The organism is Pseudomonas sp. 44 R 15 (assembly GCF_900004965.1).
Lineage (GTDB): Bacteria > Pseudomonadota > Gammaproteobacteria > Pseudomonadales > Pseudomonadaceae > Aquipseudomonas > Aquipseudomonas orientalis_A.
On record NZ_CVTU01000090.1, the window covers coordinates 131,408 to 156,046 of the forward strand.

Consider the following 24,639-nt stretch of genomic DNA (forward strand, 5'->3'; position numbering starts at 1 on the left):
CGGCTAACCCGGCGTCCTGCCGGGTTGCCCACGGATTCAAGCCTGCGTTCGGCCAGCGTGGTTTAACGGGGCGCCTAAGATCAAGATCAAAAGCAGATCAAGAGCAAGAGCGGCTCGCTTCGCATCGTGGTTACTGCAGGCTTCTATAGCCTACAAAGTTGTGTAGATGCCCCGATGAGGCGCTGAAGGCTTATAAAAAAACCCCGTGTTCAGTTAAGCGTACATCGCCCTCTGTAGGAGCGAGCTTGCTCGCGAAAAACGTCAACGATAACGCGTGTTTCCTGATTGAACGCGGCGCCTGTGGTTTTTCGCGAGCAAGAGCTAGGCGCCCCCTCGCTCCTACAAAAAGCCTTAACTGAACGGCATTACGCATTGTGTGCGGGCCTTTCTTTTTCAGCAGTCAGTGATCAACCCGCCACCAGCACTCGAATCGCTTCCAGTCGCAACGCGGCCTTGTCGAGCATGGCCAGGCCTTGCTCGCGCTGGTTGCGCAGGGCCACCAACTCGCTGTCGCGTACGGTTGGGTTGACCGCTTGCAGGGCGGTCAAGCGCGCCAGTTCTTCGTCGGTGTCGGCTGCCAGGCGACGCTTGGCCTCGGCCACGCGCTCGGCGTGACGCGGGGCGATTTTCTCTTCGCCGGCGTTGATGCGCGGCGTCAACTGGTCGCGCTGGGCCTGCACGAATTTGTTGGCGCTGGCACGCGGCACGCTTTCCAACTGGTCGTTCAAGGTCACGAACGACACGCGGCCGGACAGGTCATTGCCGTTGGCATCCAGCAGGCAGCGCAGGGCCGCCGGGGGCAGGTAGCGACCCAGTTGCAGCGAGCGCGGGGCAACCACCTCGCTGACATACAGCAGTTCCAGCAAGACGGTGCCCGGCTTGAGCGCCTTGTTCTTGATCAGCGCCACGGCGGTGTTGCCCATGGAGCCGGACAGCACCAGGTCCATGCCGCCTTGCACCATCGGGTGTTCCCAGGTGATGAACTGCATGTCTTCACGCGACAGCGCCTGGTTGCGGTCGTAGGTGATGGTCACGCCTTCGTCGTCGCCCAGGGGGAAGCTGGCGTCGAGCATCTTTTCGCTGGGTTTCAAGATCAGCGCGTTTTCCGAATGGTCTTCGCTGTCGATGCCGAAGGCGTCGAACAGGGTTTCCATGTAGATCGGCAGGGCGAACTGGTCGTCCTGCTCGAGGATGTCCTCGACCAGCGCATCGCCTTCACCGGCGCCGCCGGAGTTGAGTTCCAGCAAGCGGTCGCGGCCGGTGTGCAGTTCCTGTTCCAGACGCTCACGCTCGGCACGGGCCTCGTCGATCAGCGCTTGCCACTCGCCGTCGTCGGCGTTCTCCAGCAGCGGCAGCAGGCGTGGGCCGAACTGATGCTGCAAGGCGTTGCCGGTCGGGCAGGTATTGAGGAACGCGTTCAGCGCTTCGTGGTACCACTGGAACAGGCGCTCTTGCGGGCTGGTTTCCAGGTACGGCACGTGCAGTTCGATCACGTGTTTCTGGCCGATCCGGTCCAGACGGCCGATGCGCTGTTCCAGCAGGTCGGGGTGGGACGGCAGGTCGAACAGCACCAGGTGGTGGGAGAACTGGAAGTTGCGGCCTTCACTGCCGATTTCCGAGCAGATCAGCACCTGGGCGCCAAATTCTTCATCGGCGAAGTACGCTGCGGCGCGGTCGCGTTCGAGGATGTTCATGCCTTCGTGGAACACCGTGGCCGGGATGCCGGAACGTACGCGCAAGGCGTCTTCCAGGTCCATGGCGGTTTCGGCGTGGGCGCAGATCACCAGGACCTTGGTGCGCTTGAGCATTTTCAGCTGGTCGATCAGCCACTCGACACGCGGGTCGAAGCGCCACCAGCGGTGCTCTTCCTCGATGTCCGGTTGCGCCTGGAAGCTGACTTCGGGGTACAGCTCGGCGTGTTCGCCCAGCGGCAACTCCATGTATTCGTCCGGGTTCGGCAGCGGGTAGGCGTGCAGTTTGCGCTCCGGGAAGCCTTGTACGGCGGCGCGGGTGTTGCGAAACAGCACGCGGCCGGTGCCGTGGCGGTCGAGCAGCTCACGCACCAGGCGCGCGCTGGCTTCGGTGTCGCCATCGTTGACGGCGGTCAGCAAGGCTTCGCCTTCGTTACCAAGGAAACCCTGGATGGTCTTGTGCGCGGCAGGCGACAAGCGGCCCTTGTCGAGCAGCTCCTGCACGGCTTCGGCCACCGGGCGGTAGTTCTCGCTCTCGGCGCGGAAGGCGTGCAGGTCGTGGAAACGGTTCGGGTCGAGCAGGCGCAGGCGCGCGAAGTGGCTGTCCTGGCCGAGTTGTTCCGGGGTGGCGGTGAGCAGCAGCACGCCGGGAATCACTTCGGCCAGTTGTTCGACCAGCGAATATTCGGCGCTGGCTTTGTCTTCATGCCACACCAGGTGGTGGGCTTCGTCGACCACCAACAGGTCCCAACCGGCCGCGAACAGCGCGTCCTGGGCCTTCTCGTCGTCTACCAGCCATTCCAGGGCGACCAGCGCCAGCTGAGTGTCTTCGAACGGGTTGGTGGCATCGCTTTCGATAAAGCGTTCTTCGTCAAACAGCGCAACCTGCAGGTTGAAGCGGCGGCGCATTTCCACCAGCCACTGGTGCTGCAGGTTTTCCGGGACCAGGATCAACACGCGGCTGGCGCGGCCCGAGAGCAACTGGCGATGGATCACCAGGCCCGCTTCGATGGTCTTGCCCAGGCCCACTTCGTCGGCCAGCAATACCCGTGGCGCGATACGGTCGGCGACTTCACGGGCGATGTGCAGTTGGTGCGCGATCGGTTGCGCACGCACGCCGCCCAGGCCCCACAGCGAGGACTGCAGTTGGCGGCTGGTATGTTCCAGGGTGTGGTAGCGCAGCGAGAACCAGGCCAGCGGGTCGATCTGCCCGGCGAACAGGCGGTCGCTGGCAAGGCGGAACTGGATGAAGTTGGACAGTTGGGTTTCCGGCAGCGTGACCTGCTCGTTCTGCCCGTTGAGGCCGTGGTAGACCAGCAGGCCGTCGACGTCGTCGACTTCCTGTACGGTCATTTTCCAGCCTTCGAAATGGGTGATGCTGTCGCCCGGCGAAAACCTCACGCGGGTGAGGGGCGCATTCCGTAGCGCATACTGGCGAGTGTCGCCAGTGGCCGGATAGAGCACGGTCAACAAGCGGCCGTCCTGTGCCAGAACGGTGCCTAACCCCAGCTCTGCTTCGCTGTCACTAATCCAGCGTTGCCCCGGTTGATACTGCTGCGCCATGCTGCCTGACTCCCGCCGTGAAAAAGCCGACTATCTTAACGGAACAAGGCCCCACGCCCAAGGACTCTGACGAAAACTACTGGGTTGGTGCGTACGCCCGCCGGCTAAATCGACGGGTGGCGGGCACTCACAACTGTCGACTGGGTCACAGCTTGGCGAGCGCGGGCTCAAGTCGCCCAGGGGCGCGCCGACAGCCTGTTGATCAGGAGAATCAAGATTATGTTGCCACCCATGCTGCCCGTCAGTGTCGTGCCGGTCACGTCGCAACTCGATCCGGTGCGCCAGAAGCCGGATATCCCGCCCGTCGTGCCGGTTCAACCGGGCTCCAACGAGAGCACCATCGATCTGAAAAAGGGCGATGCGGAGCAGTCGACCTTTCTGCTGCGCGAAGAACAACGCCGCCAGCAAGAGCAGCAAAAACGTCAGCGTGAGGCCGGCGACGACCCTGAGCAGCACCTGCCGATTCCCGGCGATCTGCTCAACGCCGACAACACCGTACCCGTGGCGCCGCTGATTGAAGACGCGCCGCGCCAGGGCTTGTGGGTCGACATCGAGGTTTAGTCGCGCAGTGCTCGCAAGGCCTCCAGCAGTAACGCGCAGTCCCGGTCGTCGTTGAGTGGGCTGACGGAGATTCGCGCAATGCTGTTCAGCCCGCGCGCCTGCATGTCCAGTGGTGTGTAGGCAACACCATTGGCGCCGATGTTGATGCGCTGCAAGCCCAGGCGCTGCTTGAGTTCGAAGGCGTCCCAACCGGTCAGGTTGAAGGCGATCAGTCCGGACTGCAGCGTGCCCATGTCATGCAAGGAAATCCCCGGTATCTGGCGCAGCCCTTCGCGGATTCGCGCGCTGGTGCGCGAGACGCCTTCCCATACCTGCTCGATCCCCAGTTGATTGATCTCCTGCAAGGCATTGCCGAGTCCGGCCAGCAAGGCAAAGGACGCTTCGCTGGTTTCGAAGCGCCGCGCGTCGTTGCGCACATCGAAACCTGCGGCGGTCCAGGGGGCTGAAAACACATCGCGCTGGGCAGGATTCAGGCGCTGCAAAAACGCCGGCCTTACATACAACAGTGCCGTGCCCCGTGGCCCGCGCAGGTGCTTGCGGCCGGCGCACTTGAGCACATCGCAGTGCAGCGCCTGTACATCCACAGGCACCTGGCCAAGCGCTTGGCCAGCGTCGATAAAGTAGGGGATGGCGTGACGCCGCGCCACTTCGCCGATGGCCTGGGCAGGGTTGATCAGGCCACCGTTGGCCGGCAGCCAAGTGAGGTTGATCAACTTCACGTCGGCGTCGATCATCGCCTCCAGCGCCACCGGGCACACTGCGCCGGCCGCGTCGCAGGGGATGACGTCGATTCGGGCACCTGCTTGCACGGCCATTGCCATGCTCGCCAGGTTACCGCCCCATTCATGCCGGCCGACCAGGATGCGGTCACCTGGCTGCCATGGGCCCAGGGCCTGGAACGCCAGGTTCCAGGCCGTCGAGCCACTGCTGGCGAAGGCAATCGAGGACGCGGGCGCATTGAGCAATTGCGCGGCGGCGTGACGGGCCTGCTCCACCAGCACGGCGCCATGTTCGCCAGCCTCCATCGGACCGTCCTGGGCTTCGCGTTGCAGTTGCGCGACGATGGCGTCGAGGGTGGCCTGGCTGGGCAGAGAAGCACCGGCATGATTGAAGTGCAAAGTGCCGGCCTGGCAGCCGGGCGTGGCCGCTCGCAGTTGTCGGATGGCCAGCGGGGTCACGGTTGCAACTCGACAATGGCGTCGACTTCCACGGCCACGCCCGCCGGCAAACTGCTCACGCCGACGGCGGTGCGCACATGCTGGCCTTTGTCACCGAGGGCGTTGACCAACAGGTTCGACGCGCCATTGGCGACCGCGCTCTGGCGCTGGAAATCGGCGGTGCAGGCGATGAATACCCCCAGCTTCACGATGCGCACCAGGCGCGACAAGTCATCGCCCAGGGCCTCGCTCAGTTGCCCGAGCAGGCCCAGCGCCGCGAGTTCTGCCGCCTGCGCGCCTTGTTGATCATCCAGCGTGTCGCCGACGCGGCCGACGTAGGCGGGCCTGCCATCGAGCAGGGGAATTTGCCCGGAAATGAAGAGTTGGTGCCCGCTGACGACATGGTTGATGTAGTTGGCCGCCGGTTGGCTGGCAGTCGGCAGTGTCAGGCCAAGGGCGTGAACGCGTTGACGGATGGAGTCGCTCATGATGCAACCTCTTGAGGGGTGAGGTTCCAGCATGTTGGCTGCACGGGTGGTCGACAAACGGATAGATCTCAACCGACGCATCGAAAAAAATCATGCGTCGGCGCAGGTTTCCTGCAGCCATTGAATAAAACATGCCGCTGCTTCGCTCGGCGGACTGTGGGGCGTGATCAGCCAGTAGCCGATCTCACTGTGATAATGCGGCCAGTCGAACGCCTCCACCAGGCTGCCGTCGCGAAGCTTGCGCTGGATCAGGCGATGGCGGCCCATGGCGATTCCCTGGCCGGCCACGGTGGCTTCGACCACGATGTTGTAGTCATGCAGCATCACGCGAGGGTGGCGCTCGAGGTCGACCTGATAATGCTGCGACCAATCCGTCCACTCGAACGGGCGGTGTGAGGTGGCCATCAACAGCGGGCTATCGTGGGATTGGCCGGCCTTGAAGGCCGGGCTGCATACCGGTGACAGGGTTTCGGTCATCAGTCGCGTGGCGTGCACGTCGGGCCAGTCGCCCTTGCCGTAACGGATGGCCAGGTCAACCTCGGCACCGGCGACGTTGGCCAATTGAATGGCGGGCAGCAATTCAACCTGGATATGCGGGTAGCGATTGAGAAACTCCGCCAGGCGCGGCGCCAGCCACAGCGTGGCGAAGGACGCCAGCAAGCCGACGCGCAGCAGGCTGGGGCCGGGTACTGCTTTTTGGTGGCGGGTGGCGGTTGCAATGGCATCCAGGGCCGGGCGGATTTCGTTGTAGTAATGCTGGCCGTCCACCGTCAGATCTATCGCACGTGTGCGCCGGATAAACAGCGGTTTGCCCAAGTGTTGCTCAAGTTTCTGCACGTGGTGGCTCAGGGCGCTCTGGGTTACCGACAACTCATTTGCCGCCTTGATAAAGCTCAAGTGCCGCGCCACAGCCTCAAAGGCGCGCAGGGCCAGCAACGGAGGAAGGTCCTTGTGCAGTGCCACCGGGTTGCGTCTCCTGGGGAGGAAGGAAGGTGCCGATTCTGGTCGATGCCCTGCATTTTGTCGCCCGCTGATTTGCCGTCGGGCGCGGGAGACCGCATTATTGGGCATTCCCGCCATAACGTAAGCCAAGCCATGAGTGACGACGACAAGCTGATCGACCTGAATGCCGAACGCGCCAAGCGCGTGCATGACCTTAATGACAAACGCCTGAACGAGGTGCGTCAGGCGTTTGAACAGGCGATGCCCTTGGGTAAAGCCAAGAAGAAGTCGAAGAACAAGCCGAAAAAACGTTGAATCAACTGGCCTTGATTGATCCAGGTCAGTTATTGCCCTTCTTTACGCCCCGTCGCGGGCGACATTGATCCCCGTCAATTTTCCATTCCGCCTTCTCCATTAACTTAGCCCTATCGCAACAGGGCAAGTGCAGGAGGCCGGTCATGTTTATCGATAATGTGGTATTTGCCGGAGTGCTGACCGTAAGCCTCATGGTGCTGTTTTTTGTTGGATTCGGATTTTTTATCTGGAAAGACGCAAACAAGCGTAAAAAACCTTAGGTTTTTCCGGATGACAGGGCACGCAAGGCATTTTGGGCGACTTCGGTCGCCCTTTTTTTTGCCTATCGTTCCCACGCTCTGCGTGGGAATGCCGCCTCGGACGCTCCGCGTCCCGCTGTTGAGGCCCGCGCATGGGTGACGCGGAGCGTCACGGAATGCATTCCCACGCAGAGCGTGGGAACGATCATCAACTGCCCAGCGCCCAGGACGCCAGCCAGAACAACCCGGCGGAGAGGCCTACGGTTGCCGGCAAGGTCAACACCCAGGCCATCAGGATGGTCTTGACCGTGCCGCCTTGCAGGCCGCTTTTGTTCGCGACCATGGTACCGGCCACGCCAGAAGACAACACGTGGGTGGTGGACACCGGCAGGGCGAAGATATTGGCGAAGCCGATCATGGTGGCGGTGGTGATCTGCGCCGACATGCCTTGGGCATAGGTCATGCCTTGCTTGCCGATCTTCTCGCCGATGGTCAGCACCACGCGTTTCCAGCCGACCATGGTGCCCAGGCCCAGGGCCAGTGCGACCGCGAGAATCACCCAGAACGGCGCGTACTCGGTCGTGGCGGTCAGGTCCTTGCGCAGCTTGTCGAGGTCGGACTTTTCACGCGCATCCAGGCCAGGCAGCTTGCCGACTTTCTTGGCGGTATCGTCCAGGCAGAGCAGGTAACGACGTACTTCGATGCGCTGGTCGGCACTCAACGCGTGGTAGTCGGAAACACCTTTGAGCGTATCAACCAGCGCGTTGATGGTCGGCTCGGTCTGCTGCGGGTTGCATTGGAACTTGCCCGGCAGATCGTCCTTCACACTTTTGCCCAGGGCCAGGAACTCGCCGAGCGTGGCATTGTTGCGCTGGTAGAACTGGCTCAAATGCACGGTGGCATCGCGGGTACGTTCGATCTGGTAGGTAGTGCTGCCCAGGTCGAGCACGAACTGCGCCGGCACGATACCGATCAGCACGAGCATGATCAGGCCGATACCTTTTTGCCCATCGTTGGAGCCGTGCACGAAGCTCACCGCCATGGCCGAAATCACCAGCACCAGGCGGTTCCAGAACGGCGGGTGCTTCTTGTCGTCAAGCTTGCGGCGCTGATCCGGGGTCTTGTGCATCTTCGACAGCGGGCGCCACCACTTCAGGCCAATCAGCACCAGGGCTGCGACGAGAAAGCCGGCCATCGGCGAGAACACCAGGGACGCACCGATATCGATCGCTTTCTGCCAGTTCACACCGTCAGCCAGGGGAATATCGTTGATCAGGGCGTTGGCCAGGCCCACACCGAGGATCGAGCCGATCAGCGTGTGGGAGCTGGAGGCCGGGATACCGAAGTACCAGGTGCCCAGGTTCCAGGTGATTGCCGCCGCCAACAATGAGAAGACCATCGCCAAACCATGGCCGGTGTTCACATTGATCAGCAACTCCACCGGCAGCAGATGCACGATGGCGTAGGCGACACCCACACCGCCGAGCAACACGCCGAGGAAGTTGAACACCCCGGAGAAGAACACCGCCAGGTGCGGCGGCATGGCCTTGGTATAGATGACTGTGGCCACCGCGTTAGCGGTGTCATGAAAGCCATTGATGAACTCGAAGGCGAGGACAAAGGCCAGGGCGAGCAACAGGCTCACTAGAACCCAAGCATCCAGTCCGCTGAATAAATCGATCATGAAGGTTTTCTGACCCGGTCGTAAGGGGGCGCGATTATGCCAGAAAACCTCGGTAATCGATGCATTAGCTGCTCATCGGTAACAATCTAGCGTGAAAAAAACCGGCCTGCACAGGCGCATCCCAGGGTTTTCGGGGCTTTGGCAAGTGCTTGATTTGTAAAGCCAGGGCGCGAAAAAACACGGTTTCGACACAAAAATGTCATGTGTGAAACATTTGTATGAAATTTCGTTAGCGGCAGTAGGGCGCCGACCAGTGGTTTTGAAGGTCGCTGCCCTTCGCAGGTGAAGATCGGCACCGACCGTAAAGCCTGGAGGCTCAACTCGCCCTAGGGCTCTTCGGCCTTGAGTTCTTGCTCGATCTTCTGGATTTCCTGGGCGAAAGCCTGGTCCAGCAGGCTGGCGCGCTTGCGCCAGGGCTTACGTTCCGGCTCAGGCTGGGCGGCGTAGGTGGTGACTTCCCCGCCGTAAACGTCCTTGTAACGTTGCTCCTGGCGCTCAAGTTCCGCGCGCAGTTCATCTTTCGTCACAGTGTTACCTAATTGAGTTGGGTTTAATAAGGGTACAACTTCATGCCAAAAGGCGCCTCGGGTGTACATACTTGAACCGACGCCCTGTTCAAGTTTAAGTAGGGACCTGAGATCGCTTTTTCAATCCACTGCTTTAATCGACCCTGCGCACGGGATGCGGCGCCGGGCGAGCTCCGATCCCAATAACCGAATTGGGCTGACCTCTGTACAGGCTGCATTATAGCGACGCATTTGAAGAACGCTATCGGCATAAATTTAAAAAGCCTCAACTTCATGTGCGAGTTTTGTTACATCACAACGTAAGTGTTGGCTGAACATATACCCCCAGGACAGCCGTTTTTTACCGGGCAACGCGCTATAGCGGGCTCGGCAACCGAGAATTGCGATAATCGCATCATCGTCCGATAATCGCCCAATGTTGCCGCCCTTGCCTTGTGCATCGCTCACCGTGCGGCTTGTAATAGCAGCCAGCCCTTCTGTGGTTGAAAACAAGAAAAAGGATCCCTGAAATGAACGATCAATTGCGCAACTCCTTCGCGTCGGTGGCGCCGCCGATCGTGGCATCACCGGCCAAGCGCATCCAGGCGTTCACCGGTGATCCGGACTTCATGACCTCCCTGGCCCGTGGCCTGGCCGTGGTGCAGGCGTTTCAGGAGCGCAAGCGTCACCTGACCATCGCCCAGATCAGCCATCGCACCGAAATTCCGCGTGCCGCCGTGCGCCGCTGCCTGCATACCTTGATCAAGCTGGGGTATGCCACCACCGATGGCCGTACCTACTCGTTGCTGCCCAAGGTGCTGACCCTGGGCCACGCCTATTTATCGTCGACCCCCCTGGCCGTGTCGGCCCAGCCCTACCTGGATCGCATGAGCGAACAGCTTCACGAGGCCTGCAACATGGCGACCCTTGAAGGCGACGACATTCTTTACATCGCCCGCTCGGCCACCACTCAGCGCCTGATTTCCGTTGACCTTTCCGTGGGCGGGCGCTTGCCGGCCTACTGCACCTCCATGGGCCGCATCCTGCTGGCCGCCCTGGATGACGCCTCGTTGCAGGATTACCTTGACCACGCCGACCTGCAAACCAAGACCAGTCGCACCTTGACCACGCCCGAAGCGTTGTTCGAATGCCTGCAACAAGTGCGTCAGCAGGGCTGGTGCATCGTCGATCAGGAACTGGAGCAGGGCCTGCGTTCGATCGCCGTACCGGTTTACGACGCATCCGGCCAGGTGTTGGCCGCGCTCAATGTCAGCACCCATGCCGGACGAGTCAGCCGCAGCGAGTTGGAGCAGCGGTTCCTGCCGAGCATGCTCAGCGCCAGTCGCGAGCTGAGCATGCAACTGTTTGCCTGAGTGTTCGGTGACCGCACAGAACCCGGCGTGATCAATTGACGCTGTTTCCCCTGGCTTATTAATGTGCGGCAGCGCTTAAGGGCGCGCTCCAATAATAATGGCGACCCCAGGTCGCTGGCCCGCCATCGGTGTGGAATAAAAATAATGAATCAGCCATCTGTCGGTTCTACCCTGGACGTGCAGTCCTTCATCAATGCCCAGCCCTTGTCACGTTACCAGTGGCGCGTGGTGATCCTGTGCTTCCTGATTGTCTTCCTCGACGGCCTCGACACCGCCGCCATGGGCTTTATCGCACCCGCGCTGTCCCAGGACTGGGGCATCGACCGCGCGAGCCTCGGCCCGGTGATGAGCGCCGCGTTGATCGGCATGGTCTTCGGCGCGCTGGGTTCCGGCCCGCTGGCCGACCGCTTCGGGCGCAAAGGGGTGCTGGTGGGCGCGGTGCTGGTGTTCGGTGCCTTCAGCCTGGCTTCGGCCTACAGTAGCAATGTCGATCAACTGCTGGTGTTGCGTTTTCTGACGGGCCTGGGGCTGGGCGCAGGCATGCCCAACGCCACCACGCTGCTCTCCGAATACACCCCCGAGCGGCACAAGTCGCTGTTGGTGACCAGCATGTTTTGCGGCTTCAACCTGGGCATGGCCGGTGGCGGGTTTATCTCGGCCAAGTTGATCCCGGCCTTCGGCTGGCACAGCCTGTTGTTGATCGGTGGCATCCTGCCGTTGATCCTGGGCGCGGTGCTGTTGGTGTGGTTGCCGGAGTCGGCGCGTTACCTGGTGGTGCGCAACCGTGGCACCGACAAGGTACGCAAGGCCCTGTCCCCGATTGAACCGGCCATTGTCGCCCAGGCCACTCACTTCAGCGTGCCGGAGCAAAAGACCGTCAAGGCGCGCAACGTGTTCGCGGTGATTTTTTCCGGTACCTACAGCGCCGGCACGCTGCTGCTGTGGCTCACCTATTTCATGGGCCTGGTGATTGTGTACCTGCTCACCAGTTGGCTGCCAACCCTGATGCGCGACAGTGGCGCCAGCATGGAGCAGGCCGCCTTTATCGGTGCCTTGTTCCAGTTTGGCGGCGTATTGAGCGCCGTCGGCGTGGGCTGGGCGATGGACCGGTTCAACCCGCACAAGGTGATTGGCACCTTCTACCTGTTGGCGGGGGTATTTGCCTACGCGGTCGGGCAGAGCCTGGGCAATATCACCCTGTTGGCGACCCTGGTGCTGATTGCCGGGATGTGCGTCAACGGTGCGCAATCGGCGATGCCCTCCCTGGCTGCGCGCTTCTACCCGACCCAGGGCCGCGCCACCGGCGTGTCGTGGATGCTCGGCATTGGCCGTTTCGGCGCGATTCTCGGTGCGTGGATGGGCGCTACCTTGCTGGGCCTGGGCTGGAACTTCGAGCAGGTGCTGACGGCGCTGGTGATTCCGGCGGGGTTGGCCACGGCAGCGGTGGTGATCAAGGGCATGGTCAGCCACGCCGATGCGACCTGACCTCTGGCGAGGTTAAAAGTGTGGGAGGGGGCTTGCCCCCGATTGCGGTGGGTCAGCCTGATAATTGCTGGCTGATACACCGCTATCGGGGGCAAGCCCCCTCCCACATTGGATCATCTGCGGTCAAGAAATTAGCCAGGCAACAATGCGTTCGATAATCGAACGCTGAGTCGATTATCGGATTGTTCCACCCATTCCCCCGGCTTAATCTTCAAACACTTCGGCGCCCCCCTCAGCGCCTTTTTCGATCAACACCGGGAGCCCAACCCCATGGCTGAAATTCTCACCCTGCGCGATGCGGTCAAGCGCTTCGTGAACGACGGCGATACCGTCGCCCTCGAAGGCTTCACTCACCTGATCCCCACCGCCGCAGGTCATGAAATCATTCGTCAGGGCAAGAAAGACCTGACGTTGGTGCGTATGACGCCTGACCTGATCTACGACCAGTTGATCGGCGCCGGCTGTGCGCGCAAGTTGATTTTCTCCTGGGGCGGCAACCCGGGCGTGGGTTCCCTGCATCGTCTGCGCGACGCGGTGGAAAAACAGTGGCCGCAGCCGCTGGAGATCGAAGAACACAGCCATGCCGACCTGGCCAACGCCTACGTCGCCGGCGCCTCCGGCCTGCCGTTTGCGGTGCTGCGGGCCTACGCCGGTTCCGACTTGCCCAAGGTCAACCCGCTGATCAAGACCGTCACGTGCCCGTTTACTGGCGAAGTGCTGGCGGCCGTTCCGTCGGTACGCCCGGATGTGACGGTAATCCATGCGCAGAAGGCCGACCGCAAGGGCAACGTGCTGCTATGGGGCATTCTTGGCGTGCAGAAGGAAGCGGCCCTGGCGGCCAAGCGCTGCATCGTCACCGTCGAGGAAATCGTCGACGACCTGAACGCGCCGATGAACAGCTGCGTATTGCCGACCTGGGCCCTGACCGCCGTGTGCCATGTGCCCGGTGGCGCGCATCCGTCCTACGCCCATGGCTACAACGAGCGGGATAACCGTTTCTACCAGGCGTGGGACCCGATTGCCCGCGACCGTGGGACCTTTACCGCCTGGATCGACGAATACATCCACGGCACTGCTGATTTCAGCGAGTTCCAGGCCAGGCTGGCCAGCGCGCAGGAGGCCAAGTAATGACCTATTCCACCAATGAAATGATGACCGTCGCCGCCGCGCGCCGCCTCAAGAATGGCTCGGTGTGCTTCGTCGGCATCGGCCTGCCGTCCAAGGCGGCCAACCTGGCGCGCCTGACCTCCTCGCCTGACGTGGTGCTGATCTACGAGTCCGGCCCGATTGGCGCCAAGCCCTCGGTGTTGCCGCTGTCCATCGGTGACGGTGAGTTGGCGGAAACCGCCGATACCGTGGTGCCCACCGGCGAAATCTTCCGTTACTGGCTGCAAGGCGGGCGCATCGACGTCGGCTTTCTCGGCGCGGCTCAGGTCGACCGTTTCGGCAACATCAACACCACCGTGGTCGGCGATTATCACCAGCCCAAGGTACGTCTGCCGGGTGCCGGCGGCGCGCCGGAAATTGCCGGTTCCGCCAAAAGCGTGTTGATCATCCTTAAACAGTCGTCCCGTTCGTTTGTCGACAAGCTGGACTTCATCACCTCGGTCGGCCACGGCGAAGGCGGGGATTCGCGTAAGCGCCTGGGCCTGCCGGGCGCCGGTCCGGTCGGCATCATTACCGACCTGTGCATCATGGAGCCGGAGGAGGGCAGCCATGAGTTCGTGGTGACTGCGTTGCACCCTGGGGTGACCCGCGAGCAAGTGGTCGCGGCGACCGGCTGGGCCATTCGTTTTGCCGACCAGGTCGAGGTGACCGCCGAACCGACTGAGGTTGAGCTGAGCGCCCTGCGTGACCTCGAAGCACGCACCGCAGCCGCCCATGGCCAAGCACCGGGAGAAGCCTGATGCGCGATGTCTTTATCTGTGACGCCATTCGCACCCCCATCGGCCGCTTCGGCGGTGGCTTGTCCACGGTGCGCGCCGATGACCTGGCAGCCCTGCCGATCAAGGCGCTGATCGAACGTAACCCAACGGTGGAGTGGAGCGCCGTGGATGAAGTGTTCCTCGGCTGCGCCAACCAGGCCGGCGAAGACAACCGCAACGTGGCACGCATGGCGCTGCTGCTGGCGGGCCTGCCGGAGAGTATTCCCGGCGTGACCCTCAATCGCCTGTGCGCTTCGGGGATGGACGCCATCGGCACGGCCTTTCGCGCGATTGCCAGCGGCGAAATGGAGCTGGCGATTGCCGGCGGCGTCGAGTCGATGTCCCGCGCGCCGTTCGTGATGGGCAAGGCTGATGCGGCGTTTTCACGCACCATGAAGCTTGAAGACACCACCATCGGCTGGCGCTTTATCAACCCCTTGATGAAAGCCCAATACGGCGTCGACGCGATGCCGCAGACCGCCGATAACGTCGCCGACGACTACAATGTTTCGCGCGCCGACCAGGACGCCTTTGCCCTGCGCAGCCAGCAACGTACCGCTGCCGCGCAGGCCGCCGGCTTCTTTGCCGAAGAGATTGTGCCGGTGCGGGTGGCCCATAAAAAAGGCGAAACCGTGGTGGAGCATGATGAGCATCCACGGGACACCACCCTTGAGGCCCTGGCCAAACTCAAGCCGGTCAACGGCCCGGACAAGAGCGTCACCGCCGGCAACGCGTCGGGCGTCAACGATGGCGCCGCCGCGTTGATTCTGGCCTCGGCCGACGCGGTGAAAAAACACGGACTCACCGCCCGCGCCAGGGTGTTGGGCATGGCCAGTGCCGGCGTCGCCCCGCGCGTGATGGGGATCGGCCCGGTGCCGGCGGTGCGCAAGCTGGTGGAGCGCCTCGGTCTGGCGGTCACCGATTTTGACGTGATCGAACTCAACGAAGCCTTCGCCAGCCAAGGCCTGGCCGTGCTGCGCGAGTTGGGGATCGCCGACGACGCGCCGCAGGTCAACCCCAACGGCGGCGCCATCGCCCTGGGTCACCCCCTGGGTATGAGCGGTGCGCGGCTGGTACTGACAGCCCTGCACCAGTTGGAAAAAACCGGCGGGCGCAAAGGCCTGGCGACCATGTGCGTGGGCGTGGGCCAAGGCCTGGCCCTGGCGATTGAACGCGTCTGATAAGAGAGGATTGCTGCATGAATGACAAGCCCGGTTACCGGCGCCCGCACGCGGGCACTCAACCTGACTACCTGCACCCGGCCTACCAGTCGACGAACTTGCGTTCGCCCTCGCAGCCGTTGGTGTTCCTGCCCCATTCGTTGTCGGAAATCACCGGCCCGACCATCGGCGCCGAGCGCGTCAGCGAGAAAGACAACGACCTGACCGCCCAGCACGAGGGCGAGCCCCAGGGCGAACGCATCATCATTCACGGGCGGGTGCTGGACGAGAACGGCCTGCCGGTCCCGGGCATCCTCGTGGAGATCTGGCAGGCCAACGCCGCCGGTCGCTACAACCACGAGCGCGACCTGCACGATGCGCCGCTGGACCCGAACTTCACCGGCACCGGGCGCACCGTCACCGACGCCGAGGGCTGGTACCAGTTCCAGACCATCAAGCCCGGCGCCTACCCGTGGGGCAATCACCACAACGCCTGGCGCCCGGCGCATATCCACTTTTCGCTGTTCGGACCCAGCGTGCTGACGCGGCTGGTCACGCAAATGTATTTCCCCGGCGACCCGCTGCTCGAATACGACCCGATCTACAACTGCGTGCCGGACACCAGCGCCAAGCAACGCCTGATCGCAAGCTTCGATCTGGAAAAAACCATTCCTTCCTATGCCCTCGGCTACCGCTGGGACATCGTCCTGCGCGGCCGCGACGCCACGCCGATGGAGAAATGAGATGAGCCTTTACGCAACCACGTCCCACACCGTCGGGCCGTATTACCACATCGGCCTGACCTGGCTGAACCGCGAAGACCTGACGGTCGCCGCCACCCTGGGCGAACGCGTGGCGATCAGCGGGCAGGTGGTGGACGGCAACGGCGATGTGGTCAACGACGCCATGCTTGAGGTCTGGCAGGCCAACGCCGCCGGCAAGTACGACCACCCGGAAGACGAACAGGACAAAGCGCTGGATCCCAACTTCGAAGGCTTTGGCCGCGTGCCGGTGGATGCCCAAGGGCGCTTCCGCTTTACTACGATCAAGCCGGGCAGTGTGCCGGGGCTTCAAGGCACGACCCAGGCGCCGCATCTGGTGGTGCTGGTGTTTGCGCGCGGGTTGGTGAAGCACTTGCTGACGCGGATTTATTTTGACGGTGAGGCGTTGAATGGGGATGACCCCTTGCTGGCGTGTGTGCCGGCGCAGCGTCGCGGTACGTTGATTGCCAGGCAGGATGCGGCTGGGGTTTATCAGTGGGATGTGGTTTTGCAGGGGACAGACAGGGAAACGGTGTTTTTCGATTATTGAGCTGGCTGTAGGGCCCTATCGGGGGCAAGCCCCCTCCCACATTTGAATGTATTCACAAGTCCAAGTGTGGGAGGGGGCTTGCCCCCGATGGGGCCCTTACAAGCACTCCATAGCCAAAAGTCTGCTTGCATGACACGGTTGTTGCAAAGTATGTCTAGGCTATAACCGTTCCCACTGAGTAAAAACCATGACAACAAAAACCAGTCACTACACCGGAGAAGAACGCAGCAAACGGATTTTTGCGATTGTCGGTGCTTCCTCCGGCAACCTGGTCGAATGGTTCGACTTCTACGTCTATGCCTTCTGCGCGATTTACTTTGCGCCGGCCTTTTTCCCCTCGGACGACCCCACCGTCCAACTGCTCAACACCGCCGGCGTGTTCGCCGCCGGGTTCCTGATGCGTCCGATCGGCGGCTGGCTGTTTGGCCGGGTGGCCGACAAACATGGCCGCAAGAATTCCATGATGATCTCGGTGCTGATGATGTGCGCCGGTTCCCTGGTCATCGCTTTCCTGCCGACCTACAAGGATATCGGCGCCTGGGCCCCGGCGCTGCTGCTGGTGGCGCGGCTGTTTCAGGGGTTGTCGGTGGGCGGCGAATACGGCACCACCGCGACCTACATGAGCGAAGTGGCGCTCAAGGGCCAGCGCGGTTTCTTCGCCTCGTTCCAGTACGTGACCCTGATCGGCGGGCAACTGCTGGCGGTGCTGGTGGTGGTGATCCTGCAACAGATCCTCACCGAAGAAGAATTGCGTGCCTGGGGCTGGCGTATTCCGTTCGTGATCGGCGCCATCGCGGCGGTGATCTCCCTGTTGCTGCGCCGCACCCTCAAGGAAACCACCAGCAAGGAAATGCGCGAGGACAAGGACGCCGGCAGTATCGTCGCGCTGTTCCGTGACCACGGCAAAGCCTTCATCACCGTGTTGGGCTACACCGCCGGCGGCTCGCTGATTTTCTATACCTTCACCACTTACATGCAGAAATACCTGGTGAACACCGTCGGCATGCACGCCAAGACCTCCAGCTACATCATGACCGGCGCGCTGTTTCTGTACATGTGCATGCAGCCGCTGTTCGGCATGCTCGCCGACAAGATCGGCCGGCGCAATTCCATGCTCTGGTTCGCCGGCCTCGGCACGCTGTTCACGGTGCCGATCCTGCTTACCCTGAAAACCGTCACCAGTCCGTTCCTGGCTTTTGTGCTGATCACGCTGGCACTGGCGATCGTCAGCTTCTATACCTCCATCAGTGGCCTGGTCAAAGCCGAGATGTTCCCACCTCAGGTGCGTGCATTGGGCGTGGGCCTGGCGTATGCCGTGGCCAACGCGGTGTTCGGCGGTTCGGCGGAAGTGGTTGCGTTGAGCCTGAAGTCCATCGGTATGGAAAACACTTTCTACTGGTACGTCACCGCGATGATGGCCGTGGCGTTCCTGTTCAGCTTGCGCCTGCCGAAACAGGCGGCGTACCTGCATCACGATTTGTAAGGGATGAGTTATGACACTGCGCACGAGCAACCAACTGTTCGACGCCTACTTCACCGCTGACAGCATGGCCGAGGTGTTCTGTGACCAGGGCCGCTTGCAGGGCATGCTGGATTTCGAGGCCGCGCTGGCCCGGGCCGAGGCCCAGGTCGGGTTGATCCCGCAGGCCGCCGTGGCGCCGATTGCCCAGGCCTGCCTGGCGTCGCTGTATGACGTGGATGCGCTCAGTGTGGCGATTGCCACGGCGGGCAATTCGGCGATTCCAGTGGTCAAGGCGCTGGGCAAGTTGATTGCCGCTGAAGACGCCGGGGCCGAGCGCTATGTGCACCTGGGGGCAACCAGCCAGGATGTGATGGACACCGGCCTGGTGGTGCAATTGCGCCGCGCGCTGGAGCTGATCGAAGCGGACCTGGCGCGCCTGGGCGATGTATTGGCGGCCCAGGCGCAGCGGCATGCATCGACCCCTCTGGTCGGGCGCACCTGGCTGCAACACGCTACGCCCGTCACCCTGGGCATGAAGATCGCCGGCTGGCTGGGCGCGGTGACGCGCAGTCGCCAGCGCCTGGTGGAATTGAAACCGCGTTTGCTGGTGCTGCAGTTTGGCGGTGCGTCGGGCACCCTGGCGGCGCTGGGCGAGCAGGCCATGCCGGTGGCGCAGGCCTTGGCCGCCGAGCTGCAACTGAGCCTGCCCGAGCAGCCGTGGCACACCCAACGTGATCGTCTGGTGGAGTTTGCCAGCGTGCTTGGCCTGATCGCCGGCAGCCTTGGCAAGCTGGGCCGCGACATCAGCCTGTTGATGCAAACCGAAGCGGCGGAAGTGTTCGAGCCCTCGGTGCCGGGCAAGGGCGGCTCTTCGACCATGCCGCACAAGCGCAACCCGGTCGGCGCCGCCGTGCTGATCAGCGCCGCGACCCGTGTGCCCGGCCTGGTGGCGACGATGTTCAGTGCCATGCCCCAGGAGCACGAGCGTAGCCTGGGGCTGTGGCATGCCGAATGGGAAACCTTGCCGCAGATCTGCCGATTGGTTTCGGGGGCACTGGAACAGGCGCTGCTGGTCAGCGAAGGACTGGAGGTGGATGCCGAGCGCATGGCCCGCAATCTCGAACTGACCCAGGGCCTGGTGCTGGCCGAAGCCGTCAGCAGCGTGCTGGCCCAGCGCCTGGGCCGTGAAACCGCGCACCACTTGCTGGAGCAGTGCTGCAAACGCGCGGTCGCCGAGCAGCGGCATTTGCGTGCCGTGCTGGCAGACCAGCCGCAGGTCACCGCCCAGTTGTCGTCGGCCGAACTGGACCGTCTGCTCGACCCGGCCAACTACCTGGGCCAGGCCTCTACCTGGGTCAGCCGCGCCGTGACTGAACACTTTGCATTGACTGCGTAAGGAGAACGCTGTGGCTTTCGTACAACTCGCCGAGGGCGACCTGCATTACCAACTCGATGGGCCCGCCGATGCACCGGTACTGGTGCTGTCCAACTCCCTGGGTACTGACCTGCATATGTGGGACATCCAGGTGCCGGCATTCACCCAGCATTTTCGCGTGCTGCGCTTCGATACCCGCGGCCATGGCAAATCCCTGGTCACCGAGGGGCCCTACAGCATCGAACAGTTGGGCCAGGATGTGCTGGCGCTGTTGGATACGCTGGGCATCCAGCGTGCCCATTTCTGTGGGTTGTCCATGGGCGGGTTGATCGGCCAATGGTTGGGCATCAACGCCGGCACGCGGCTCGATCGCCTGGTGGTCTGCAACACCGCTGCCAGGATCGGCACGCCTGAGGTGTGGAACCCGCGTATCGAAACGGTGTTGCGCGATGGCGCGGCGGCGATGGTTGCACTGCGTGATGCCTCGATTGCACGCTGGTTCACCGCCGATTTTGCCGCCGCCAACCCCCACCAGGCCGAGCAGATCACCGACATGCTCGCGGCCACCTCGCCCCAAGGCTATGCCGCCAACTGCGCGGCGGTGCGCGATGCGGATTTCCGTCATCAGTTGGCGTCGATCAAAGTGCCCACCCTGGTGATTGCCGGCACGGAAGACGCGGTGACACCCCCGGCCGGCGGTCACTTTATCCAGAACCATGTGAAGGGCGCCGAATACGCCGAGTTCTATGCGGCGCATCTGTCCAATGTACAAGCCGGCGCTGCGTTCAGCGACCGCGTGATTGAATTTCTGCTGGGTCGCTGAGGAGCTTTTCGTGGACGAGAAACAACGTTATGCCGAGGGGCTGCAAGTGCGCCGCGAAGTGCTGGGCGACGCCCATGTGGAGCGCAGCCTCAATGCCCTGACCGAGTTCAACAGCGAGTTTCAGGAAATGATCACTCGCCATGCCTGGGGCGATATCTGGACCCGCCCGGGTTTGCCACGGCACACCCGCAGCCTGATCACCATCGCGATGCTGATCGGCATGAACCGCACCGAAGAGTTGAAGCTGCATTTACGTGCCGCCGCCAGCAACGGCGTGACCCGCGCCGAGATCAAGGAAGTGCTGATGCAAAGCGCGATTTATTGCGGGATACCGGCGGCGAATGCGACGTTCCATTTGGCCGAGTCGGTGTGGGATGAGTTGGGTATCGAGTCGCGCCAACCCTGAGTTGAAATGCGTTCAAAATGTGGGAGGGGGCTTGCCCCGATGCCGTCTGTAGGAGCGAGCTTGCTCGCGAAAAGCTCACAGGCACCGCGTTCATTCAGAAAGTACGCGTTATCGTTGACGTTTTTCGCGAGCAAGCTTGCTCCTACAGGGGGTCTTCATTGACTGTAGAAGTCAGTTGGTATCGGCATCCCACAGCCAATTCCACACCCCCGGCAGATGCACCGGCTCGTTCACCTCCTTGACCGTGCGGGCCAGCGCCGCGCGTTGCAGGGTGGCGGTGTCGGTGTAGAAGGGCTCGGCGGCGGTCTTCAGGCCGTTGATGCGGGCGCTGTCCATCAGGATCTGCAGGTACTCCTGCAGATGCCGTGCGGTGTAGCGGTTGATGTCATGGAAGGTCACCACCACCGGTATCACGCCGTCCACCGTCGGCAACTCACCCGATGCGATGCGCTCACGCACGACTGACAGCTGGCGGTACAGGTTGGCGCGACGGCGTGGGCTGCCGTTGAAGCCCCAGATCTTGCCGTCGTTGGCACTCAGGTCGGTCAACAGCACCTGCATGCCGTGGCGTCGGTAGGCGGCGAATGTGCGGTGGTCGTAGTTCCAGAACGGTGGCCGCACCAGCAGGGGCGGCGTGCCGGTGATGGCGGCGATGTCCGCCGCGCCCTGGGTCAGGGTGCGTTCCAGCTCGGCGTCACTGAGCCAGCGATGATTGGTATGAAACGCCGTCGCCGTGTGGAAGGCCAGCACATGGCCGGCGGCAGACTCACGCACCATGGTCTTGCGGCCCCGCGGGCTGCCGCCTGAGCGGGCGGCTTGGGTCTGTAGAAAGAACACCGCCTTGATCCCTGGCGATACCGGGTTATCGGCCAAATCGGCCACCACCGAACGGCTCGGGTTGTTGTAGCCCGAGGCGCTGGGGCCGTCATCGAAGGTCAGCAGGAAACGGATTGGCGCCCGGGCCTGCAGGCGTTGCTCGGTCTGCGGCGTCAGGGCGATGGGCGAGCCGATACAGCCGCCCAGGCTCAGGGCGAGGGCGAACACTGCGATAGCGGAGGCGAAGGTTTTCATGCTGTGCGCGGGCTCGAATGAGAGGCCGCTGCTGGGGCGATCAGCAGCGGCAGGCGCGCACCATACAGTAACTGCGGCGCCGGTTTACAGCAGACTTATCGGGTAGCTGACGATCAACCGGTTTTCATCGAACTCATTGTTGCTGTAGTCACGCCGCATGCTGGAGTTGCGCCAGCGCAGGGTCAGGTTTTTCAGGCTGCCGCTTTGTACGGTGTAGCCCAATTCGCTTTCGCGCCCCCATTCCTTGCCGTCGGTCACCGTGCCGGTGTGCACGTTGCTGCCGCTGATATAGCGGTTCATCAGGGTAAGGCCCGGTACGCCAAGGGCGGCGAAGTTGTAGTCGTGGCGAACCTGCCAGGATTTTTCCTCGGCGTTGTCGTAGCTCGAGTTATAGCTGTCGTTGGCCAGAGTGCCGCCGCTGGTGCCGTTAACACGCATCCAGGCGCTGTTGCCGGTGAGTTTTTGCAGGCCGACATAGAAGGTGTTGCCGCCGTAACGGGCGGAGAGCAGGCCTGACCAGGTCTTGTTGTCCAGCTCACCTGCCCGGGCGCTGCCGTCGTCCTTGCCGTAGAAGAACCCCAGGTTGGCGCCCAGGGTCCAGTCGCCCACGGGCTGGCTGTGAATCAGATTGACGAACTGCTGGCGGTAGATGTCCTTGAGCTGGGCATTCCACACTCCGACTTGCGTGCGTTTGTCGTTGAAGGCGTATTCGGCACCCTGGAAGTTGAAGCGATCGGACGTGAACGCGGTTTTGCCGGTCATCGACATGTCGCGCATGCTGCTGTCGTCCCGCGGGCTGTTGGCACGGAACTGACCGCCATACAGGGTCAGGCCATCGATTTCCTTTGACGTGATCTGCCCGCCGCGCAGGGTCTGCGGCAATGAGCGACCATCGTCCGAGCGCAGGATCGGCAGCACCGGCATCCATTCACCGACTTTCACTTCAGTCCTGGAAACCCGCGCCTTGAAGGCCACGCCCAGGCGACCGAACGCATCGGCTGGGCGGCCGTCGTGGTCCAGCGGCAATAACTGCGTGCCACCGGTGCCACGCCCGCCATCGAGCTTGAGCGAGTACAAACCCAGCACGTCGACACCGAAACCGACCGTGCCTTGAGTGAACCCGGACTTGGCGTCGAGGATGAAACTTTGCGTCCACTCCTGCGCGCCGCCCTGGGTTTTGGTCGGGTTGGTGTAATTGCGGTTGAAGAAGAAATTGCGCAGGTTGAGGTTGGCGCTGGCGTCCTCGAGAAAACCGTGTTCTTCGGCGACGACGGGCAGGGCAAGGCTGGCGACAGCGGTTGCCAGCAATAGCTGGCGCGGGCGGAACGTGCTCATGGTGTTGGACCTGTTGTTATTGGGGTTATGCAGGTGCGGGCCATGGTGCGGGGCGGTACGGGGGCGATGAAAGTGGGGGAGAGCGGGTTGTGTGCGATGATCGAACGCAAGTTGCGGGCCTGCGCAATACGCTCAGGCCCGAGCGTCTCGTTACCGTTCGGGCAGGTCGATATGGGACCATGGCACCGCTGGCAGGTAATGCTGCGCGGCGATGATCACCGCCACCATCACCACCAGGAATACCACTTGCAGCGGGCTCCAGAAGGCCCAATGCAGGCCATTGAGCCACGGAAATTTCAGACTTTTCTCACCCATGTGGCCGATGCGTTTGCTGTGCAGCAGGTTGATCAGCAGCATCCCGGCATACGTAATCGCTCCCAGAATGCCCAGTGCCAGCCCGCACACCCCGAGCATGGCCAATTGCGGGATGCCGTGGCGTAACACCAGCCAATACTGGTTGGGGTTGACGCGTTTAGGGATCAAATACTGGCTCAGCCACACGTCCGCAACTACAAAGGACGCACTCATCCCGGCCCACATCTGCGTGATCCGAAAGAAGACCGCGGCCGGCAAGATCGCCAATACCACCAAGATGAGTACGACCCCGAAGTCCAGCTTTTCGGTTTCAACGTGAACGAGGTTCAGGACAGCGGCCAAGGCAAAGATCGCCCAGAGCCGGATAAGCACATGGGCGTAAATCGGTCGTGGGACGAATTTGCGCCAGAAGAACAGGTCGCTTTGGGGCAGGCGTTCGATCAACTGCGGATAACGCCAGGTCAGGGTTTCGCCCAGATGCTGGCAAGCGTTCCATTCGTTTTGGCCAAACCTGCCGATGATGCGCATCTGTTGGGTTGCGGTCATGGGCGTGAGCAACAAGCGCGCGGCCAGGGCATCGGCGCAGGTGCGCCGGGTGTCCTGGGCTTTGTCTTGGAGGCTGATATAAAAGCTTTCCTGCTCGCAACGCGACACCAGGCTGCGCCACATCCACGCGGGTTCCGCAAACACGCCTTTCTGGTCGTCCCAGCCAAAGGCCTGGCATACGCGTTCAAACAGCGGCACGCTCCATTGGGTGTCGTGCAGCAGTTGCAGAATAATGTGTTGCCACTGTTGCTGCTGATCGAACACCCGCAGCCAGGCTTGCTCGTTGTAGTGCGTCAGTTGGGTGATGAACTCGCGCTCGGCCTTTTGCTCCAGCAGTTCCTGCAAGTTGAGGCGATAGTCCTGCAACAGCTCACTGGTCAGTGCATCGTGCTGCCATGGCGTCATGGCCACCCGTTGCCAGGGTGTCAGCCATTCCAGATGTTGCATCGCCCAACGGGTAATTGCACTGCGCTCGCCGGGGGCTTCAAAGCAGTGGCGCAGCAGGCCGGCCTGGAAGGCGTCGCTGCAGTCCTGTTGCCGGGCCTGGGCCCAGCGTTCATCGAGGTTGTCGGCGTTGAGGCCGGTGAGCAACCCGTGGACCGGGTCAGGTTTTGGCGCTTCAAAAGGCGCGGGGCTGAGCGTGCTGACGTCCATCAGCTCGGCCAAATCCTTGAGGTGGCTGTCGGTCTGTTCGACAACGGCAGTTGCGCGCTCTTCCTCTTCGTTGTCTGCACGCCAGCGTGCGTACCCCAATGCAGCCTCATAGGCTTCGCGCAGACGCTGGAACCCTTCGGGATCATCGTCCGGGCGGCAGCTTTTCAGCAGTCGCGCGTAGGTTCGCTTGATGGTCCGTTCGTCGGCATCGTCCGCCAATTGCAACACTGTCCAACAGTCCATGTGGATTTC

At 62.3% G+C, this 24,639-nt stretch carries 24 protein-coding genes; 14 read left to right on the forward strand and 10 right to left on the reverse strand.

The window, feature by feature from the left end; all coding sequences use genetic code 11:
* Positions 1–407 precede the first annotated feature (407 nt).
* A complete protein-coding gene (rapA, locus tag BFP93_RS12900) occupies positions 408–3,254 on the reverse strand; it encodes an RNA polymerase-associated protein RapA (protein WP_065886151.1) in 2,847 nt (948 codons plus the stop codon).
* Positions 3,255–3,473: 219 nt separating this feature from the next.
* Between rapA and BFP93_RS12905 the strand changes: the two genes are divergently transcribed.
* A complete protein-coding gene (locus BFP93_RS12905) occupies positions 3,474–3,815 on the forward strand; it encodes an aspartate-semialdehyde dehydrogenase (protein WP_065893415.1) in 342 nt (113 codons plus the stop codon).
* Here the strand turns inward: BFP93_RS12905 and BFP93_RS12910 are convergent.
* The 3 genes from BFP93_RS12910 to BFP93_RS12920 all read right to left on the reverse strand — a co-directional run bounded on the left by BFP93_RS12910 (position 3,812) and on the right by BFP93_RS12920 (position 6,423).
* The gene (locus BFP93_RS12910; protein ID WP_065893416.1) at positions 3,812–4,993 is read right to left on the reverse strand and encodes an aminotransferase class V-fold PLP-dependent enzyme; all 1,182 of its coding nucleotides are present in this window, start codon (positions 4,991–4,993) and stop codon (positions 3,812–3,814) included. The two genes, BFP93_RS12905 and BFP93_RS12910, sit on opposite strands and share 4 nt — an antisense overlap.
* Complete coding sequence (locus BFP93_RS12915; protein ID WP_065893417.1) at positions 4,990–5,460, reverse strand: RidA family protein; 471 nt, start codon at positions 5,458–5,460, stop codon at positions 4,990–4,992. The genes BFP93_RS12910 and BFP93_RS12915 overlap by 4 nt, the downstream gene beginning before the upstream one ends.
* Positions 5,461–5,550: 90 nt before the next feature.
* Positions 5,551–6,423 (reverse strand): LysR substrate-binding domain-containing protein, encoded by an 873-nt coding sequence (locus BFP93_RS12920; protein ID WP_065893418.1) that lies wholly within the window; start codon positions 6,421–6,423, stop codon positions 5,551–5,553.
* A 132-nt stretch (positions 6,424–6,555) separates the two neighbouring features.
* On the opposite strand from BFP93_RS12920, the gene BFP93_RS28885 reads away from it, so the two are divergent.
* Together BFP93_RS28885 and ccoM are read left to right on the forward strand one after the other, a co-directional pair.
* Positions 6,556–6,717, forward strand: a complete 162-nt coding sequence (locus BFP93_RS28885) for a hypothetical protein (RefSeq protein WP_090408332.1) — start codon at positions 6,556–6,558, stop codon at positions 6,715–6,717.
* A 143-nt stretch (positions 6,718–6,860) separates the two neighbouring features.
* On the forward strand, positions 6,861–6,977 hold the full coding sequence (gene ccoM, locus BFP93_RS29475; protein ID WP_017530457.1) for a cytochrome c oxidase subunit CcoM: 117 nt from the start codon (positions 6,861–6,863) through the stop codon (positions 6,975–6,977).
* A gap of 187 nt (positions 6,978–7,164) precedes the next feature.
* Here ccoM and BFP93_RS12930 read toward each other — a convergent pair whose 3' ends face one another.
* The 3 genes from BFP93_RS12930 to BFP93_RS28415 form a co-directional block, all read right to left on the reverse strand.
* Positions 7,165–8,640, reverse strand: coding sequence for an inorganic phosphate transporter (locus tag BFP93_RS12930; protein ID WP_057723136.1), 1,476 nt, complete (start codon positions 8,638–8,640; stop codon positions 7,165–7,167).
* 326 nt (positions 8,641–8,966) lie between these two features.
* Positions 8,967–9,167 (reverse strand): hypothetical protein, encoded by a 201-nt coding sequence (locus tag BFP93_RS12935; protein ID WP_003172389.1) that lies wholly within the window; start codon positions 9,165–9,167, stop codon positions 8,967–8,969.
* Between the two features lie 255 nt (positions 9,168–9,422).
* Positions 9,423–9,659, reverse strand: a complete 237-nt coding sequence (locus tag BFP93_RS28415; protein ID WP_130138537.1) for a hypothetical protein — start codon at positions 9,657–9,659, stop codon at positions 9,423–9,425.
* 17 nt (positions 9,660–9,676) lie between these two features.
* Between BFP93_RS28415 and pcaR the strand changes: the two genes are divergently transcribed.
* The 11 genes from pcaR to pcaC all read left to right on the forward strand — a co-directional run bounded on the left by pcaR (position 9,677) and on the right by pcaC (position 20,466).
* Positions 9,677–10,519: a pca regulon transcriptional regulator PcaR gene (gene pcaR, locus BFP93_RS12940; RefSeq protein ID WP_065886157.1), complete on the forward strand. Its 843-nt coding sequence runs from the start codon at positions 9,677–9,679 to the stop codon at positions 10,517–10,519.
* 144 nt (positions 10,520–10,663) lie between these two features.
* Complete coding sequence (locus BFP93_RS12945) at positions 10,664–12,004, forward strand: MFS transporter (RefSeq protein ID WP_065893420.1); 1,341 nt, start codon at positions 10,664–10,666, stop codon at positions 12,002–12,004.
* 270 nt (positions 12,005–12,274) lie between these two features.
* On the forward strand, positions 12,275–13,132 hold the full coding sequence (locus BFP93_RS12950) for a CoA transferase subunit A (protein ID WP_065886159.1): 858 nt from the start codon (positions 12,275–12,277) through the stop codon (positions 13,130–13,132).
* Positions 13,132–13,911 (forward strand): CoA-transferase subunit beta, encoded by a 780-nt coding sequence (locus BFP93_RS12955; protein WP_065886160.1) that lies wholly within the window; start codon positions 13,132–13,134, stop codon positions 13,909–13,911. The genes BFP93_RS12950 and BFP93_RS12955 overlap by 1 nt, the downstream gene beginning before the upstream one ends.
* Positions 13,908–15,110: a 3-oxoadipyl-CoA thiolase gene (gene pcaF, locus BFP93_RS12960; RefSeq protein ID WP_176717566.1), complete on the forward strand. Its 1,203-nt coding sequence runs from the start codon at positions 13,908–13,910 to the stop codon at positions 15,108–15,110. Before BFP93_RS12955 ends, pcaF begins: the two co-directional genes overlap by 4 nt.
* Before the next feature lie 17 nt (positions 15,111–15,127).
* Positions 15,128–15,832: a protocatechuate 3,4-dioxygenase subunit beta gene (gene pcaH, locus BFP93_RS12965; protein WP_065886162.1), complete on the forward strand. Its 705-nt coding sequence runs from the start codon at positions 15,128–15,130 to the stop codon at positions 15,830–15,832.
* A gap of 1 nt (position 15,833) precedes the next feature.
* Entirely contained in the window at positions 15,834–16,400 is a 567-nt protein-coding gene (gene pcaG, locus BFP93_RS12970) for a protocatechuate 3,4-dioxygenase subunit alpha (protein WP_065893422.1), read from the forward strand.
* 187 nt (positions 16,401–16,587) lie between these two features.
* Complete coding sequence (locus BFP93_RS12975) at positions 16,588–17,883, forward strand: MFS family transporter (RefSeq protein WP_065886164.1); 1,296 nt, start codon at positions 16,588–16,590, stop codon at positions 17,881–17,883.
* A gap of 10 nt (positions 17,884–17,893) precedes the next feature.
* A complete protein-coding gene (locus BFP93_RS12980; RefSeq protein ID WP_065893423.1) occupies positions 17,894–19,258 on the forward strand; it encodes a 3-carboxy-cis,cis-muconate cycloisomerase in 1,365 nt (454 codons plus the stop codon).
* 10 nt (positions 19,259–19,268) lie between these two features.
* The gene (gene pcaD / locus BFP93_RS12985; protein WP_065893424.1) at positions 19,269–20,060 is read left to right on the forward strand and encodes a 3-oxoadipate enol-lactonase; all 792 of its coding nucleotides are present in this window, start codon (positions 19,269–19,271) and stop codon (positions 20,058–20,060) included.
* A gap of 10 nt (positions 20,061–20,070) precedes the next feature.
* Positions 20,071–20,466, forward strand: coding sequence for a 4-carboxymuconolactone decarboxylase (gene pcaC, locus BFP93_RS12990; protein ID WP_065893425.1), 396 nt, complete (start codon positions 20,071–20,073; stop codon positions 20,464–20,466).
* A 171-nt stretch (positions 20,467–20,637) separates the two neighbouring features.
* Here pcaC and BFP93_RS12995 read toward each other — a convergent pair whose 3' ends face one another.
* From BFP93_RS12995 to BFP93_RS13005, 3 genes are all read right to left on the reverse strand, one after another.
* A complete protein-coding gene (locus tag BFP93_RS12995) occupies positions 20,638–21,537 on the reverse strand; it encodes a polysaccharide deacetylase family protein (RefSeq protein WP_065893426.1) in 900 nt (299 codons plus the stop codon).
* 84 nt (positions 21,538–21,621) lie between these two features.
* On the reverse strand, positions 21,622–22,872 hold the full coding sequence (locus BFP93_RS13000; protein WP_065893427.1) for an OprD family porin: 1,251 nt from the start codon (positions 22,870–22,872) through the stop codon (positions 21,622–21,624).
* A 150-nt stretch (positions 22,873–23,022) separates the two neighbouring features.
* Positions 23,023–24,630, reverse strand: a complete 1,608-nt coding sequence (locus tag BFP93_RS13005) for a J domain-containing protein (RefSeq protein WP_065893428.1) — start codon at positions 24,628–24,630, stop codon at positions 23,023–23,025.
* Positions 24,631–24,639: the final 9 nt, after the last annotated feature.

Excerpts from the sequence above, each read along its gene's own strand:
- rapA (WP_065886151.1), bottom strand. The coding sequence starts at position 3,254 with ATGGCGCAGCAGTATCAACCGGGGCAACGCTGGATTAGTGACAGCGAA.
- BFP93_RS12905 (WP_065893415.1), top strand. The coding sequence starts at position 3,474 with ATGTTGCCACCCATGCTGCCCGTCAGTGTCGTGCCGGTCACGTCGCAA.
- BFP93_RS12915 (WP_065893417.1), bottom strand. The coding sequence starts at position 5,460 with ATGAGCGACTCCATCCGTCAACGCGTTCACGCCCTTGGCCTGACACTG.
- BFP93_RS28885 (WP_090408332.1), top strand. The coding sequence starts at position 6,556 with ATGAGTGACGACGACAAGCTGATCGACCTGAATGCCGAACGCGCCAAG.
- ccoM (WP_017530457.1), top strand. The coding sequence starts at position 6,861 with ATGTTTATCGATAATGTGGTATTTGCCGGAGTGCTGACCGTAAGCCTC.
- BFP93_RS12930 (WP_057723136.1), bottom strand. The coding sequence starts at position 8,640 with ATGATCGATTTATTCAGCGGACTGGATGCTTGGGTTCTAGTGAGCCTG.
- pcaR (WP_065886157.1), top strand. The coding sequence starts at position 9,677 with ATGAACGATCAATTGCGCAACTCCTTCGCGTCGGTGGCGCCGCCGATC.
- BFP93_RS12945 (WP_065893420.1), top strand. The coding sequence starts at position 10,664 with ATGAATCAGCCATCTGTCGGTTCTACCCTGGACGTGCAGTCCTTCATC.
- BFP93_RS12950 (WP_065886159.1), top strand. The coding sequence starts at position 12,275 with ATGGCTGAAATTCTCACCCTGCGCGATGCGGTCAAGCGCTTCGTGAAC.
- BFP93_RS12955 (WP_065886160.1), top strand. The coding sequence starts at position 13,132 with ATGACCTATTCCACCAATGAAATGATGACCGTCGCCGCCGCGCGCCGC.
- pcaH (WP_065886162.1), top strand. The coding sequence starts at position 15,128 with ATGAATGACAAGCCCGGTTACCGGCGCCCGCACGCGGGCACTCAACCT.
- pcaG (WP_065893422.1), top strand. The coding sequence starts at position 15,834 with ATGAGCCTTTACGCAACCACGTCCCACACCGTCGGGCCGTATTACCAC.
- BFP93_RS12975 (WP_065886164.1), top strand. The coding sequence starts at position 16,588 with ATGACAACAAAAACCAGTCACTACACCGGAGAAGAACGCAGCAAACGG.
- BFP93_RS12980 (WP_065893423.1), top strand. The coding sequence starts at position 17,894 with ATGACACTGCGCACGAGCAACCAACTGTTCGACGCCTACTTCACCGCT.
- BFP93_RS12995 (WP_065893426.1), bottom strand. The coding sequence starts at position 21,537 with ATGAAAACCTTCGCCTCCGCTATCGCAGTGTTCGCCCTCGCCCTGAGC.
- BFP93_RS13000 (WP_065893427.1), bottom strand. The coding sequence starts at position 22,872 with ATGAGCACGTTCCGCCCGCGCCAGCTATTGCTGGCAACCGCTGTCGCC.
- BFP93_RS13005 (WP_065893428.1), bottom strand. The coding sequence starts at position 24,630 with ATGGACTGTTGGACAGTGTTGCAATTGGCGGACGATGCCGACGAACGG.